Below are 13,504 nucleotides of genomic sequence, written 5' to 3'. Positions count from 1 at the left end.
CCCCGCCACGGACCGTGGCCGGGTGCCCCCTTCCCGCGTACCTAGAGGCGCTCAGGGGTCCTGATGCCCAGCAGCGCCATGCCCTGGTGCAGGGTGCGGGCCGTCAGATCGATCAGGAAGAGGCGGTTCTCCACGACCTCCGGCGGATTGGACGCGCTGAGGACCTGGCACTGGTCGTAGAACTTCGTCAGGTGCGAGGCGAGCTGGTAGAGGTACGCGGCCAGCTTGTGCGGCTCGTACGACTCGGCGACCTCCGCGACCGTCTCGGCGAACCGGTCCAGATGCAGCCCCAGCGCGCGCTCGGCCGGGGCCAGCTCCAGCTCCGGGTGGGCGGCCGGCTTGGCGTCGCCCGCGTTCCGCATGATCGACCGGATGCGGACATAGGCGTACTGGAGGTAGACGGAGGTGTCGCCGTGGAGCGAGACCATCTGCTCCAGGTCGAACTTGTAGTCGCGCACGGCGGACGTCGACAGGTCGGCGTACTTGATCGCGCCGATGCCGACCTGGCGGCCGTGCTCGACGATCTCCGCCTCGGTCAGCTGGCCGCGCTCCTCGTCCTTGTCCCGGACGACGGCGGTCGCCCGCTCCACGGCCTGCTGGAGCAGATCCACCAGCCGGACCGTCTCGCCCTCACGGGTCTTGAACGGCTTGCCGTCCGCGCCCAGGACCGTGCCGAACGCGAGCTGGACGGCCTTGACCTTGTCATTCAGCCAGCCGGCCCGGCGGGCGGTCTCCCACACCATCTTGAAGTGCAGGGACTGCCGCGCGTCGACCACGTACAGCAGGGTGTCCGCGCCCAGATTCCCCACCCGGTCGCGCACGGCGGAGAGGTCGGTGGCGGCGTATCCGTATCCGCCGTTGGACTTCCGGACGATCAGCGGGGTCGGATTGCCGTCCGGGCCCTTGATGTCGTCGAAGAAGACACAGAGCGCGCCGTCCGAGATCACCGCGACGCCGGATTCCTCCAGCAGCCGGCAGGTCTCGTCCAGCATGGCGTTGTACGCGGACTCGCCGACGACATCGGGGTCCCTGATCTCCATGTCGAGCTGGTCGAAGACGGAGTAGAAGTAGATCTTCGACTCGTCGACGAACCGCTGCCAGAGGGCCAGGGTCTCCTTGTCACCGGACTGGAGCGCCACCACCCGGTCCCGCGAGCGGGCCTTGAACTCCTCGTCGGAGTCGAAGAGCGCGCGGGACGCCTTGTAGAGGCGGTTCAGCGAGGACATGGCCTCCTCGCCGGAGACCTCCTCGCCCTCCTTGTGGTCCAGCTCGTGCGGGTGCTCGATCAGATACTGGATGAGCATGCCGAACTGGGTGCCCCAGTCGCCGATGTGGTGCCTGCGGATCACCTTCTCGCCGGTGAACTCCAGGATCTCCACCATCGCGGCACCGATCACCGCCGACCGCAGATGACCGACGTGCATCTCCTTCGCCACATTCGGCTGGGCGTAGTCGATCACGGTGGTGCCCGCGTCCGGGTTGTACGGGACGCCGAGCCGGTCATCGGCGGCGCGGGCCGCCAGGGTGTCCACGATCGCCCGGTCGGTGACGGTGATGTTCAGGAAGCCGGGGCCCGAGACCTCGATCTCCTTCAGCACGTCATTGGCCGGGATCGCGGCCACGACCAGGGTCGCCAGCTCGCGCGGATTGCCCTTGGCCTTCTTGGCGAGGGCGAGGATGCCATTGGCCTGGAAATCGGCCCGGTCGCTACGTCGCAGCAGCGGGTCGGCGGAACCGGCCTCCGGCAGGGCTGCCGAGAGGGCTTCCGCGAGGCGCTGCTGCACAGTCGAAGCGAGAGAAGGGACCGAGGCCATGAGCTTCCGTTCCTGAGGTCGGGGAATGCGGTCTAATTCGGTTGTCAAGTGTCCCACGGGGGAGCAGCCTCCTGCTCACCCATTGTTCCCGGGCCCGGCTCCCGGGCCGCCGGGGCCGCGGACAGCCCGGGAGCGGGCCGCCGGGTCTGGGAGAATGAGAATCCGGCCCCTCGGGTCGCCCCCGGACCGACCCGATACGAGAAAGAAGGACGTGCCGACCGTGGCTCAGAGCAGCACCGAGACCGACTGGGTCTCCCGTTTCGCGGACGAAGTCATTGCGGAATCGGAACGGCGCGCGCCTGGGAAACCTGTCGTCGTCGCGTCCGGAATCTCCCCCTCCGGCCCCATTCACCTGGGCAATCTCCGCGAGGTCATGACCCCGCACCTGGTCGCCGACGAGATCCGGCGGCGCGGGCACGAGGTCCGGCACCTGATCTCCTGGGACGACTACGACCGGTTCCGCAAGGTGCCCGCCGGGGTCGACGGCGTGGACGAGAGCTGGGCCGAGCACATCGGCCGCCCGCTCACCTCCGTGCCCGCGCCCAAGGGCTCCGCGCACCCCCACTGGGCCGCCCACTTCAAGGCCGTCCTCATCGGCTCCCTCGCCGAGCTGGGCGTCGAGTACGACGGCATCAGCCAGACCGAGCAGTACACCGCCGGCGCCTACCGCGAGCAGGTGCTGCACGCGATGCGCCACCGCGCCGACATCGACGCCATCCTCGACCAGTACCGCACCAAGAAGACCCCCCAGAAGAAGTCGCAGAAGCCCCTCGACGAGGCCGAGCTGGAAGCGGCCGAGGGGTCCGGCGCGGCGGGCGAGGAGGACGGCACCGGATCGGCCGGCTACTTCCCGTACAAGCCCTACTGCGGTCAGTGCGACAAGGACCTCACCACCGTCACGGCGTACGACGACGACAGCACCGAGCTGACGTACACCTGCACGGCGTGCGGACACTCGGAGACCGTCCTGCTCAACGAGTTCAACCGGGGCAAGCTGGTCTGGAAGGTCGACTGGCCGATGCGCTGGGCGCACGAGGGCGTGATCTTCGAGCCCAGCGGTGTCGACCACTCGTCCCCCGGCTCCTCCTTCCAGGTCGGCGGCGAGATCGTCGACCGGATCTTCGGCGGCCGGCAGCCCATCGGCCCGATGTACGCCTTCGTCGGCATCAGCGGCATGGCCAAGATGTCCTCCTCCAAGGGCGGCGTGCCCACCCCGGCCGACGCGCTGAAGATCATGGAGGCGCCGCTGCTGCGCTGGCTGTACGCGCGGCGCCGGCCCAACCAGTCCTTCAAGATCGCCTTCGACCAGGAGATCCAGCGGCTCTACGACGAGTGGGACAAGCTCGGCGCGAAGGTCGCCGACGGGTCGGCGCTGCCCGCCGATGTCGCCGCGTACACCCGGGCCGTCGGCACCGCCGCCGGCGCCCTGCCGGTCACCCCCCGGCCGCTGGCGTACCGCACCCTCGCCTCCGTCGCGGACATCACCGCCGGTCACGACGAGCAGACCCTGCGTATCCTGAGCGACCTCGACCCGGCCAACCCGCTCTCCTCCCTCGACGAGGTGCGGCCCCGGCTCGACCGCGCCGAGCACTGGATCAGCAGCCAGGTACCGGCGGAGGCGCGCACCATCGTGCGCGCCGAGCCGGACACCGAGCTGCTCTCCTCGCTCGACGAGGCCGGCCGCGAGTCGCTGCGGCGGCTGCTCGACGGACTCGACTCGCACTGGTCGCTCGACGGGCTCACCACGCTCGTCTACGGCGTGCCGAAGGTGATGGCGGGCCTCGCGCCGGACGCGAAGCCGACGCCGGAGCTCAAGGTGGCGCAGCGGACCTTCTTCGCCCTGCTGTACCGGCTCCTGGTGACACGCGAGACCGGCCCCCGCCTGCCGACGCTGCTGCTGGCGGTCGGCGCGGACCGGGTGCGGGTGCTGCTCGGCGGATAGCCGCGGCTTCCGGGGCGCGGGGCTCTCACGGCTCCGCGCCCCGGCCTCTCAGGGGTGCCACACACCGGTCACCGCGGTGGCCCGGGCGTAGTCGCCGAAATCGCGGGGCTCACGGCCGAGGGCGCGCTGGACGCCGTCGGCGAGCGTGGCGAAACGGTTGTCGGCGATCCAGCCGTACAACGTGTTCAGCAGGCCGGCGAACTCCTCCGGCACACCCCGGCCGGTCGCGTAGGACGCGAACTCGGCCGGGGACACGGGGCGGTAGGTGATCGTCCTGCCCGTGGCGCGGGCGATCTCGCCGCTGATCTCCGCCATGCTCAGCAGGCGCGGGCCGGACAGCTCGTACGCCTCACCGCCGTGGCCGTCCTCGGTGAGCGCCGCCACGGCGACATCGGCGATGTCGTCCGCGTCGATGAACGGCTCAAGACCGTCACCGGCCGACATCACCACCTCGCCGTCCAGGATCTGCCCCCGGAAGAACGCGTCCTCGCTGAAGTTCTGCGAGAACCACGACGGCTTCAGGAACGTCCACTCCGCGCCCGACTCCCGCACCGCGCGCTCACACGGAAGCTTCTCCTCTCCGGCCGGAACCACCCAGTCGCGGTGCGAGAGCAGAACCAGCCGCTCGACCCCCCGCTCCACCGCCAGCTTCGCGAAGGCGGTCATCTCCGACGCCGCGCCGCCGCTCATGGAATCGACCAGATACGCCGAGCCGGCCCCCTCCAGCGCCCGCTCCCAGGTGTTCTCGTCACCCCAGTCGAAGCGGGTCCCTCCCTGCCGGGACGCCACCCGGACCTCGCGTCCGCGCCGCCGCAGTCCGGAGGCCACCCGGCGGCCCGTCTTTCCCGTGCCGCCAAGGACCAGAATCGGCTTGTTCGTTGTCTGTGTCGTCATGCGGCAAGTCAAGCCGTCCGCCCGCCCGTCCCGGAATGATCTATTCGCTCACTCCGATGTCTCAGCGTCTAAAGTTGTGTCATGGACGCGTTGGCGAGCCTGATGTACGAGGTCAGATCCGATGGCGCCGTGTTCGGCCGGAACATCGTGGCCGCGCCCTGGTCGGTCCGGTTCGCCGCCCGCACCCCTCTGACCCTGATCACCATCGTGCGCGGCACGAGCTGGGTGGTGACCGGCGACGCCGAGCCCGTCGAACTCGGCCGCGGCGACGCCGCCATCGTGGTCGGACCCGAGCCCTTCTCCCTCGCGGACAGCCCCACCGGCACCTCGCCGCCGCTGTACGTGGCGCGCTGCCCCGAGCCGTGCACCACCGCCGACGGCGCGGAACTCGGCGACGAACTCCTCCTCGGCGTACGCACCTGCGGGAACGCCCCCGACGGGCCGACCGTCCTGCTCACCGGCGGCTACCAGGCCGACGGCCGGCTCTCCCGGCGGCTCCTCGACGCGCTGCCCCGGGTCCTCGTCGTCCGCCACGACGGTGAGCCCGGGCCGATCCTCGCGCTCACCGACGCGGAGATCGGCCGCGACGACCCGGGCCAACAGGCCGTCCTCGACCGGCTCCTCGACCTGCTCCTCCTCTCCACCCTCCGGGAATGGTTCGCCCGCCCCGAGGCGGATCCGCCCGGGTGGTTCCGGGCGCTCGGCGACCCCGTCACCGGGACGGCGCTGCGGCTGATCCACGATCAGCCGGCGCGTTCCTGGACGGTGTCGGCGCTCGCCGACGAGGCCGGTGTGTCGCGGGCGACCTTCGCCCGGCGCTTCACCGACCTCGTGGGCGAGCCGCCGATGGCCTACCTGACGAGCTGGCGGCTGGCCCTCGCGGCGGATCTGCTGGCGCGGACGGAGGGGACGGTGGAGTCGATCGCGCGGCAGGTGGGGTACCGGAGTCCCTTCGGGCTGAGCGTGGCGTTCAAGAGGGTGTACGGGACGAGGCCGAGCGACTATCGGGGGGCGGTGGCGGTCTGACGCGGGCGGGGTTTGGTCACCCTGGTCCGGGGTGGGCGCCGCCTCAATCGCCGGCTGGGCTGTTGTTGGTGCGGGTTGCCCGTATGCCCGGGCTGGGTGCTTGTTGGTGCGGGTTGGGTGCCGCTCCGGTTCGGCACTGGGGCTGCATGATTTACGGCGCGGTCACCCGGTCTTGTTTTGTTCGCCCGGGTTTGCGCCACAAATCACGCTTGATGCCCCAGTACCGCTCCTGCGCGTCCCCCCTTCCGCGAGTAAGCCCAGTGCGTGATGACGATGCTTTGCCCGTCCGCGCGTTCCGAGACGGTTTCACAAGGCGGGGAACCCCGCTCCGGAACGTCACCCAGGGGCCGGATCGTGATGGGCGTCAGAGTGGGCGGGTGCTTCTGGGCGGGCGCTCCCGCACCAGAACAGCCCGGGGGCGGTGGGGGGCCGCTTATCGGGCGACGCCCGGGAAGGGGGTGTACAGGGTCGTCCCCGGAAGAGCCGGCGGTAAGACCGGGGTGATCAGTGCAAGCGGGCCGGTTTCCGCCGGCTCTGAGGAGTCGAGCCCGGAGGGCCCCCGGCCCGCACCCATGGCAAGGTGCCCTGCTTTGTACCCGCACAGGCGGGCAAGGACGCCAAACCCGGCCCGCACCGGACAGGCAAGGGCGCCAGATCCTGCCCGCACTGGCGGGCGAGGACGCCAATTCAAGCCCCGCCGGCGATTGAGGCGCGGGGTCCGGACCCGCGCCCCGCAAGGACCCGCGCCCCGCAAGGACCCGCGCCCCGCAAGGACCCGCGCCCCGCAAGGACCCGCGCCCCGCAAGGACCCGCGCCCCGCAAGGACCCGCGCCCCGCAAGGACCCGCGCCCCGCAAGGACCCGCGCCAAGCGAACCGCGCCCGCGTCCGGCTACGCGATGTGGTCGTCCACCAGCTCCGTCTGTATGCGCTGCTTGAACGCCGGCATCGCCTGCCTCAGCAGCGCCGCGCTGTCCGGGTGCGTGATGCCGTGGACGTCCGCGAGGTGGATGTCCAGGTGCTCGGCCTTGGGGTAGTCGCTCAGCTCGTGAGAGAGCGTCACGAAGACCGGGTAGGCGGCCTCGTAGAACTCCCGGACCTCCTCGGCGAGCTGCTCGGGCTCGGGCTGCGGCTCGGGGGACGACGGGCGGCGGGGCGGCTCCGGGCGGCGGCTGGGGTCGCCGAGGGGGCGCATCCGGTCACCGGAACCCGTCGGGACCTGGGGGGCGTCGGGGTCCGCGATCCTGGTGTCCGCCGGGTACGAGGGGTCGTAGCCGCCCTCGTACACCACGTCCTGCGCCTGCCGCGCGAACCACGGGCTGCCCTGGGACTCCTCGGGGTCCGGGGCGTGCGCGCCGTACTCGTCGTACTCGGGGGAGCGGTCCTCCTCGCGCCACTCCTCCTCCGCCCACTGCCGTGACGCCCCACGCCGCTCCACCGGGACGCCGGCAGGGCCCGCGTCCGCCGACTCCTCCCGCCCCGGCGGCAGCTGCGCGCGGCCCGGTTCCGCCGGCTCCTTGCTCAGGCTCGGCGGCTTCGGGGACTCCCGTACCAGCTCAGGCTGTTGCCGGGGCACCGGAGCCGGAGCCGGCGGCAGCAGCGCGGGCTCCACACCCGCCGCCGCCAGCCCCGCCGCGGCCGTCTCCGACAGCGGCACCCCGTACTTCGCCAGCCGCAGCGGCATCAGCGCCTCGATCGGGGCCTTGCGGCGCCACGCGCGGCCGAACCGGGCCTGGAGCCGGGCCTGGTAGATCAGCCGGTCCTGTTCCAACTTGATGACCTGCTCATAACTGCGCAGCTCCCACAGCTTCATCCGGCGCCACAGCTTGAAGGTGGGGACGGGGGAGAGCAGCCAGCGGGTGAGCCGCACGCCCTCCATGTGCTTGTCGGCGGTGATGTCGGCGATGCGGCCGACCGCATGCCGGGCGGCCTCCACCGAGACGACGAAGAGCACCGGGATCACCGCGTGCATGCCCACGCCCAGCGGGTCGGGCCAGGAGGCCGCGCCGTTGAAGGCGATGGTGGCGATGGTGAGCAGCCAGGCCGTCTGGCGCAGCAGCGGGAAGGGGATGCGCATCCAGGTCAGGAGCAGATCCAGCGCGAGCAGGACACAGATGCCCGCGTCGATGCCGATGGGGAAGACCAGGGCGAAATCCCCGAAGCCCTTGCGTTCGGCGAGGTCGCGCACCGCCGCGTATGAACCGGCGAAACCGATACCGGCGATGATCACCGCGCCCGTGACGACGATCGCGATGAGTATCCGGTGCGTGCGTGTCAGCTGCATCGCGGCCATCGGCACCCCTCCCGTGTCGAAACGCGTGCACACCGACGGCTGGACGCGTGTTCCTTTTCGGCCAGGGGCAGGCTACTTGCTGCGGTCGGCCGGTTGTTCGTGAAGGTCGCCATTCCGGGTGCCGAAAGCCCGGCGGCCGTCTGCCGCCGGGCTCACGGGAGGCGGGTCAGGCGTTCGCCTTGGCCACCGCGGCGACCGCTTCCTTCGCCGCCGGGACGGCCTTCTGCAGCAGATTCGAGACAGACGGGTTCTTCGCGCCCGCGTAACCGGTGCCGTTGTAGGTGAGGGTGATCACCGCGTTCTCGGTACGGGTCACGACGGTGACATACGAGAACTGCTCACCCGTCTTCTTCAGCTGGTACGTCACGGTCGACGCGACCTGGCCGATTCCGGTCACCGCGGCCGTGCGCACCTTGGTCGCGCCCTTGGTGGTCTGGGCCTTGGCGATTTCCTTGGTGTACGTCTCGCCGGCGCGCTCCGCCGCGCTCACTCCGAGGCTCTCGTCGGAGTCGTAGCGGAGGAAGGAGACATCGAGCCAGCGGTACTGCGAGCCCTTCACGCCCCGGTCGTCCAGGCCGTTCCAGGAGCAGCTGCCCCGGCTCGCGGTGTCCGTGGAGCGGCCGGCCGTGCCGCCCTTGACCTTGGCCGAGGGCACCAGCTCGCCGATGGACTTCGCGGTGATCGCGTCGCAGGTGTCGGGGAGCTTGGCGAACTTCGCGGGCTCGACCGCGGGGGCCTTCTCCGTCTCCGACTGAGCCGGTTCGGCGCCCTTGCCCTGGTCTTCTCCGCCGCTCTCGCCGGAGCTGTTCGACGTCTTCTTCTCGTCCGAGCCGGAGTCCGACGAGCAGCCCGCGGCGACGAGCATCACCGGGACGGCTGCGCAGGCGAGTATGCGGGCGAGACGCGGGGCTGTTCGGTGCATGGTTCCTTCGGTTTCGTTCGGTGGTGCGGTCTCCGACCTGGGGCCACGGTACGCGGACGGGGCGCCGCGGGGGTGCTCTCCGCCCTGACGGGGTCCGGTCCCGCGGTGCCGCGCCGGACGGTCAGTCGCTGATCTTCTCCGCCAGGTTCCGGGCCACGTTCTGGGCCTTGTCCTGGAGTTCCTTGCTGCTGGGGACCTCGGCGAGGCGGCCGGGATGCTCGGCGTAGACCACGGTGACGATCACATTCGATGTGCGGAACGCCACGCTCACGGTGCGGTGCCGGGCGGTGGATCCGGTGTCCGCGGAGTCGACCACGTCATTGAGGAAGGCGGCGTCGCCGATGCCGTCGAGGGCGCGGGGCGCCAGGTCGTCCGGGGTGCCGGACGGGCTGCCGGAGGACTGGGCGGGATCGTCGGACGCGGCCGGTGCGGTCGAGTCGGTGGCGGTCTCCCCGGAGGAGGCGGTCTCCGTGCCCGGATCGCCGGCCGTGGCGGAGACGGCGGCCTGCTTCTTCGCGAAGACCTCCCGGGCCCGGTCGGCGTCGCTGACCGCGGGGTCGTAGGAGACCACGCGCTCGAAGTCGAGGCTGAGGGTGTGGGCGGTGTCCTGGGAGTCGGCCTTCCAGCCGCAGCCGGCCCGGCGGTCGGGGTCGTAGGTGCTCACCGGCGTGCCGCGGAGGAGATCCTTCCGCTGTTCCTCGGGGAGTTGGGCCATGCCGGGCAGCAGCTCTTCGAGGGTGGAACGGCCGAGGGAGCCGCAGGGTTCCAGCAGGGAGCGGTACTTGCCGGGCTGGGCGACCGGCGCGGTCTCCGTTCCGGTCTTCGCGTCCGCCGCGGCGTCCTCGGCCCCGCCGGTGCCGGTGCAGCCGGTCACCAGGACCGCGACGGCGGTGAGGAACACCGAGGCGAAGCCGGACGCGCGCACCGCGGTCCGGTGCGTCCTGCCCGTCTCGCGGTGGGGTGCGTACGCCTTTCGTGGCACGGTCCCGGGCTCCTTTCGAGCGGAAAAGCTGTTGCCGCGTGACAGCGGCCGGTGGACACAATGTCTATCGCACGCGCCGCCGCGGCCGCCGGTTCACCGGGTCTTTCGCAGGCATTGGCGCTGGTTTTGCTTTTTGCTTGTTTTATCTGTTTATCGGGGGGATTGATCGATTATGCCGTACGTGGAGATGCCCGGCGATCAGGTGCCGATCCGGATGTGGGCCGATCCGGCCTCGGTCGAGGATCTGGCCATGCAGCAGCTGCGGAATGTCTCCACGCTGCCCTGGATCAAGGGGCTGGCGGTGATGCCGGACGTGCATTTCGGCAAGGGCGCCACGGTCGGTTCGGTCATCGCCATGGAGGGCGCGGTCTGTCCGGCGGCGGTCGGGGTGGACATCGGCTGCGGGATGTCGGCGGTCAAGTCCTCGCTCACCGCGAATGACCTTCCCGGCGATCTCTCCGGGCTCCGTTCGCGCATCGAGCAGGCCATTCCGGTCGGGCGGGGCATGCACCGCGAGTCGGTCGATCCCGAGCGGGTGTTCGGCTTCCCGGCCGAGGGCTGGGGCGACTTCTGGGGCCGCTTCGACACGGTGGCGGATTCGGTGAAATTCCGCCGCGAGCGGGCGATGCTCCAGATGGGCACGCTCGGCGGCGGGAATCACTTCGTGGAGCTCTGCCTCGACGAGACCGGCGCCGTCTGGCTGATGCTGCACTCCGGCTCCCGCAACATCGGCGCCGAGCTGGCCGCCCACCACATCGGCGAGGCGCAGAAGCTGCCGCACAACCAGGATCTGATCGACCGGGATCTCGCCGTCTTCGTCGCCGAGACGCCGCAGATGGCGGCGTACCGCAATGACCTCTTCTGGGCGCAGGAGTACGCCAAGTACAACCGCGCCATGATGATGGGGCTCTTCCAGGAGGTCGTCCGGCGGGAGTTCCGCAAGGCGAAGGTCTCCTTCCGGCCCGTGATCTCCTGCCACCACAACTATGTGTCGGAGGAGCGGTACGACGGGATGGATCTGCTGGTCACCCGCAAGGGAGCGATTCGCGCGGGCAGCGGCGACCACGGGATCATCCCCGGCTCGATGGGTACCGGCTCGTACATCGTGAAGGGTCTCGGCAATGAGAAGTCCTTCAACTCCGCCTCGCACGGAGCCGGCCGGAAGATGAGCCGGAACCAGGCGCGGAAGCGGTTCTCGACCAGGGATCTGGAGGACCAGACCCGGGGCGTCGAGTGCCGGAAGGACGAGGGTGTGGTGGATGAGATCCCGGGGGCGTACAAGCCGATCGAGAAGGTGATCGAGCAGCAGCGGGATCTGGTGGAGATCGTCGCCAAGCTCAAGCAGGTCATCTGTGTGAAGGGCTGAGCGGGGCGGGGGCGGTCCGGCGGATCGCCCCCGGCGGCACGGTCAGTGGGTGCGGTGCACCTTCTGGTTGGACGCCTGCGCCCGGGGGCGCACCACCAGCAGATCGATGTTCACATGGGACGGACGGGTGACGGCCCAGGCGATGGTGTCCGCCACATCGCCGGCCGTGAGCGGTTCGGCCACTCCCGCGTAGACCTTCGCCGCCTTCTCCGTGTCGCCCCGGAAGCGGGTCGTGGCGAATTCCTCGGTCTTCACCATCCCCGGCGCGATCTCGATCACCCGGACCGGGGTGCCGACGATCTCCAGCCGGAGGGTCTCGGCGATCACCCGCTCGGCATGCTTGGCCGCGACATAGCCCCCGCCGCCCTCATAGGTGGCGAGGCCGGCCGTGGAGGTCAGGACGACCACGGTGCCGTCGCCGCTCGCGGTGAGCGCCGGCAGCAGGGCCTGGGTGGTGTGGAGGGTGCCGATGACATTGACCTCGAACATCCGCCGCCAGTCCGCCGGGTCGGCGGTGGCGACCGGGTCCGCGCCGAGCGCGCCGCCCGCGTTGTTCACCAGGACGTCGCAGCGGTCGAGCCCGGCCGCGAAGACATCGACCGCCGACCGGTCGGTGACATCGAGAGTCCGCGCGGTGGCCCGGTGCCCCGCCTCCGTCAGCTCGTCGGCGAGTGCCTGGATCCGGTCCGCCCGGCGGGCGGTGAGCATCACATGGAACCCGGCGGCGGCGAGCCGGCGCGCGGTGGCCGCCCCGATGCCGCTGCTCGCTCCGGTGACGACGGCGACAGGTGTCCCGGCGGCGGTCATTTCTGCTCCCTCGCGCATACGGTCGATTACGCGGCCAGGATAGGCGGGACCGGCGGCCGAGCCCCGGAGCGCCGGTCACCCGGGAAGCCCCGGCAGGATCCGGCGGAAGGCCTCAAGGGCCGCCGAATTCGCGTACGGCGCCGTCCACGATCGCCTCCAGCCGGGCGTGGTGCGCCCCGCGCCAGTACGCCCGGCCGCAGGCGGCGCACTGCGCGAAGACGTCGTAATTCCGCTCCGTGCCGTGTTCCAGCTGATCCCGGACGGTGTCCTTGTCCGCGTCCCGCAGCGGGCCGTTGCAAGCCGTGCAGCGTGTCCAGGGGGCCAGCTCGGGGGCGAACCGGGCCAGCACATCGCGGAGCTGGTCATCCGGCTGATCGCTGTAGACATAGGCCCCGGCCCAGATCTCCCGGCGCCGCAGCAGCCCGCGGTCCCGGGAGAGCATGACCCGCCGCTCCTTCGCCGAGAGCGCCGCCAGCGCCGGATCGCCGATGTCCTCGCTCTCGTACGCCGCGTCCACCCCGAGCAGCCGCAGCCGGCGCGCCAGGGTGCCCAGATGGACATCGAGCAGAAACCGCAGCGGGGCGCCCGGGACCCGCTGGGGCCGCTCGACCCCGTACACCTCGACGGTCTCGCCCTCGCGCGGGATGTGGGCGGTGGTCACCGGGGCGCCGTCGACCGTGAGCCGGCCCGCCTCGGTCAGCGGCACGCCCAGTGACTCGATGACATGACCGAGCGTCGACACCCCGTCGGTGACCAGTGTCGTGGAGCCCGCACGGCGCTTTGACGGGATGAAAAGGCGCAGCTCAGGGGCGACGCTGAGATGGATCTCCGGTCCGTTCACCCGAGCAGCTTGCCATGGGGGCGGGGACGGCGGCATCCGGTTTGGCGGGCGGTCCGCTCAGGGGCCGGGAGGCGCGGGAGGCAGGGGCGCCCACAGATCGAACCGCCAGTCGTTGGACGGATGGAAACTGCCCGGCGGGTAGTCGATCTCGTGCTCGCCCATCAGCTGGAAACCGGCCTTCCGGCAGACCGCGTTCGACGCGGTGTTGCTCAGCCGGGGGAAGGCGTGGAGACAGCGGTGCAGGCCGGCGGCGCGGGCCGCCCCGATCACCGCGCGGGCCGCCGCACTGGCGATGCCGCGCCCCTGGAAACCGGGGAGGACGCCCCACCCCGTCTCGTAGATCTCCCGCCCCTGCCAGTCGCTCTCCCAGAAGCCGATGGTCCCCGCCCGCTCCCCGGTGTCGGCGGCGACGATGCGGTACACCCGGCTCCGGGCGGTGTCCTCCGCGCTCAGGGTCACATATCTCCGGTGCCGGGCGAGCAGCTGTTCCTCCGTCTCCGGCCCGCTCAGATGGGCCGTCATCTCCGGCGCGTTGGCAGCGCGGAGCAGGTCGAAGTCCTCCTCGGACCACGCCTCGATGCGTACTCCCGAACTCTCGTTCACCATGGTTCGAACTGTA

At 70.9% G+C, this 13,504-nt stretch carries 11 protein-coding genes; 3 read left to right on the top strand and 8 right to left on the bottom strand.

Annotation, left to right across the window (positions count from 1 at the left end; translation table 11 throughout):
• Positions 1-41: 41 nt before the first annotated feature.
• Positions 42-1,814: an arginine--tRNA ligase gene (gene argS, locus AAFN69_RS32520; protein WP_347732497.1), complete on the bottom strand. Its 1,773-nt coding sequence runs from the start codon at positions 1,812-1,814 to the stop codon at positions 42-44.
• Positions 1,815-2,025: 211 nt separating this feature from the next.
• Between argS and lysS the strand changes: the two genes are divergently transcribed.
• Positions 2,026-3,756, top strand: a complete 1,731-nt coding sequence (gene lysS, locus AAFN69_RS32515; protein WP_347732496.1) for a lysine--tRNA ligase — start codon at positions 2,026-2,028, stop codon at positions 3,754-3,756.
• 48 nt (positions 3,757-3,804) lie between these two features.
• Here the strand turns inward: lysS and AAFN69_RS32510 are convergent, their stop codons facing one another.
• A complete protein-coding gene (locus AAFN69_RS32510; protein WP_347732495.1) occupies positions 3,805-4,650 on the bottom strand; it encodes an NmrA family NAD(P)-binding protein in 846 nt (281 codons plus the stop codon).
• Positions 4,651-4,731: 81 nt separating this feature from the next.
• On the opposite strand from AAFN69_RS32510, the gene AAFN69_RS32505 reads away from it, so the two are divergent.
• Positions 4,732-5,676, top strand: a complete 945-nt coding sequence (locus tag AAFN69_RS32505; protein WP_347732494.1) for an AraC family transcriptional regulator — start codon at positions 4,732-4,734, stop codon at positions 5,674-5,676.
• 890 nt (positions 5,677-6,566) lie between these two features.
• On the opposite strand, the gene AAFN69_RS32500 is transcribed toward AAFN69_RS32505, so the two are convergent.
• The 3 genes from AAFN69_RS32500 to AAFN69_RS32490 form a co-directional block, all read right to left on the bottom strand.
• Positions 6,567-7,967 carry a DUF2637 domain-containing protein gene (locus AAFN69_RS32500; RefSeq protein WP_347732493.1) on the bottom strand — a complete coding sequence of 467 codons (1,401 nt, stop codon included), beginning with the start codon at positions 7,965-7,967 and terminating at the stop codon, positions 6,567-6,569.
• A gap of 166 nt (positions 7,968-8,133) precedes the next feature.
• Positions 8,134-8,889 (bottom strand): DUF3558 domain-containing protein, encoded by a 756-nt coding sequence (locus AAFN69_RS32495; RefSeq protein WP_347732492.1) that lies wholly within the window; start codon positions 8,887-8,889, stop codon positions 8,134-8,136.
• Positions 8,890-9,010: 121 nt separating this feature from the next.
• Entirely contained in the window at positions 9,011-9,871 is an 861-nt protein-coding gene (locus AAFN69_RS32490) for a DUF3558 domain-containing protein (protein ID WP_347732491.1), read from the bottom strand.
• A 172-nt stretch (positions 9,872-10,043) separates the two neighbouring features.
• Between AAFN69_RS32490 and AAFN69_RS32485 the strand changes: the two genes are divergently transcribed.
• Complete coding sequence (locus AAFN69_RS32485) at positions 10,044-11,237, top strand: RtcB family protein (protein WP_347732490.1); 1,194 nt, start codon at positions 10,044-10,046, stop codon at positions 11,235-11,237.
• A 42-nt stretch (positions 11,238-11,279) separates the two neighbouring features.
• Here the strand turns inward: AAFN69_RS32485 and AAFN69_RS32480 are convergent, their stop codons facing one another.
• The 3 genes from AAFN69_RS32480 to AAFN69_RS32470 all read right to left on the bottom strand — a co-directional run bounded on the left by AAFN69_RS32480 (position 11,280) and on the right by AAFN69_RS32470 (position 13,491).
• Positions 11,280-12,044: an SDR family oxidoreductase gene (locus tag AAFN69_RS32480; RefSeq protein WP_347732528.1), complete on the bottom strand. Its 765-nt coding sequence runs from the start codon at positions 12,042-12,044 to the stop codon at positions 11,280-11,282.
• Between the two features lie 112 nt (positions 12,045-12,156).
• Positions 12,157-12,885, bottom strand: coding sequence for a Mut7-C RNAse domain-containing protein (locus tag AAFN69_RS32475; RefSeq protein WP_347732489.1), 729 nt, complete (start codon positions 12,883-12,885; stop codon positions 12,157-12,159).
• A gap of 57 nt (positions 12,886-12,942) precedes the next feature.
• Positions 12,943-13,491: a GNAT family N-acetyltransferase gene (locus AAFN69_RS32470; RefSeq protein ID WP_347732488.1), complete on the bottom strand. Its 549-nt coding sequence runs from the start codon at positions 13,489-13,491 to the stop codon at positions 12,943-12,945.
• Between the last annotated feature and the right edge of the window lie 13 nt (positions 13,492-13,504).

Origin of the sequence: Streptomyces sp. CAU 1734, from assembly GCF_039888735.1 — a bacterium.
Taxonomy (GTDB): domain Bacteria; phylum Actinomycetota; class Actinomycetes; order Streptomycetales; family Streptomycetaceae; genus Streptomyces.
This window is presented reverse-complemented; position numbering and strand designations above follow the sequence as displayed.

Bases quoted from the DNA above. Each gene is read 5' to 3' on its own strand.
- AAFN69_RS32510 (WP_347732495.1), bottom strand. From the start codon at position 4,650: ATGACGACACAGACAACGAACAAGCCGATTCTGGTCCTTGGCGGCACG.
- AAFN69_RS32480 (WP_347732528.1), bottom strand. From the start codon at position 12,044: ATGACCGCCGCCGGGACACCTGTCGCCGTCGTCACCGGAGCGAGCAGC.
- AAFN69_RS32470 (WP_347732488.1), bottom strand. From the start codon at position 13,491: ATGGTGAACGAGAGTTCGGGAGTACGCATCGAGGCGTGGTCCGAGGAG.
- argS (WP_347732497.1), bottom strand. From the start codon at position 1,814: ATGGCCTCGGTCCCTTCTCTCGCTTCGACTGTGCAGCAGCGCCTCGCG.
- AAFN69_RS32495 (WP_347732492.1), bottom strand. From the start codon at position 8,889: ATGCACCGAACAGCCCCGCGTCTCGCCCGCATACTCGCCTGCGCAGCC.
- AAFN69_RS32505 (WP_347732494.1), top strand. From the start codon at position 4,732: ATGGACGCGTTGGCGAGCCTGATGTACGAGGTCAGATCCGATGGCGCC.
- AAFN69_RS32500 (WP_347732493.1), bottom strand. From the start codon at position 7,967: ATGGCCGCGATGCAGCTGACACGCACGCACCGGATACTCATCGCGATC.
- AAFN69_RS32485 (WP_347732490.1), top strand. From the start codon at position 10,044: ATGCCGTACGTGGAGATGCCCGGCGATCAGGTGCCGATCCGGATGTGG.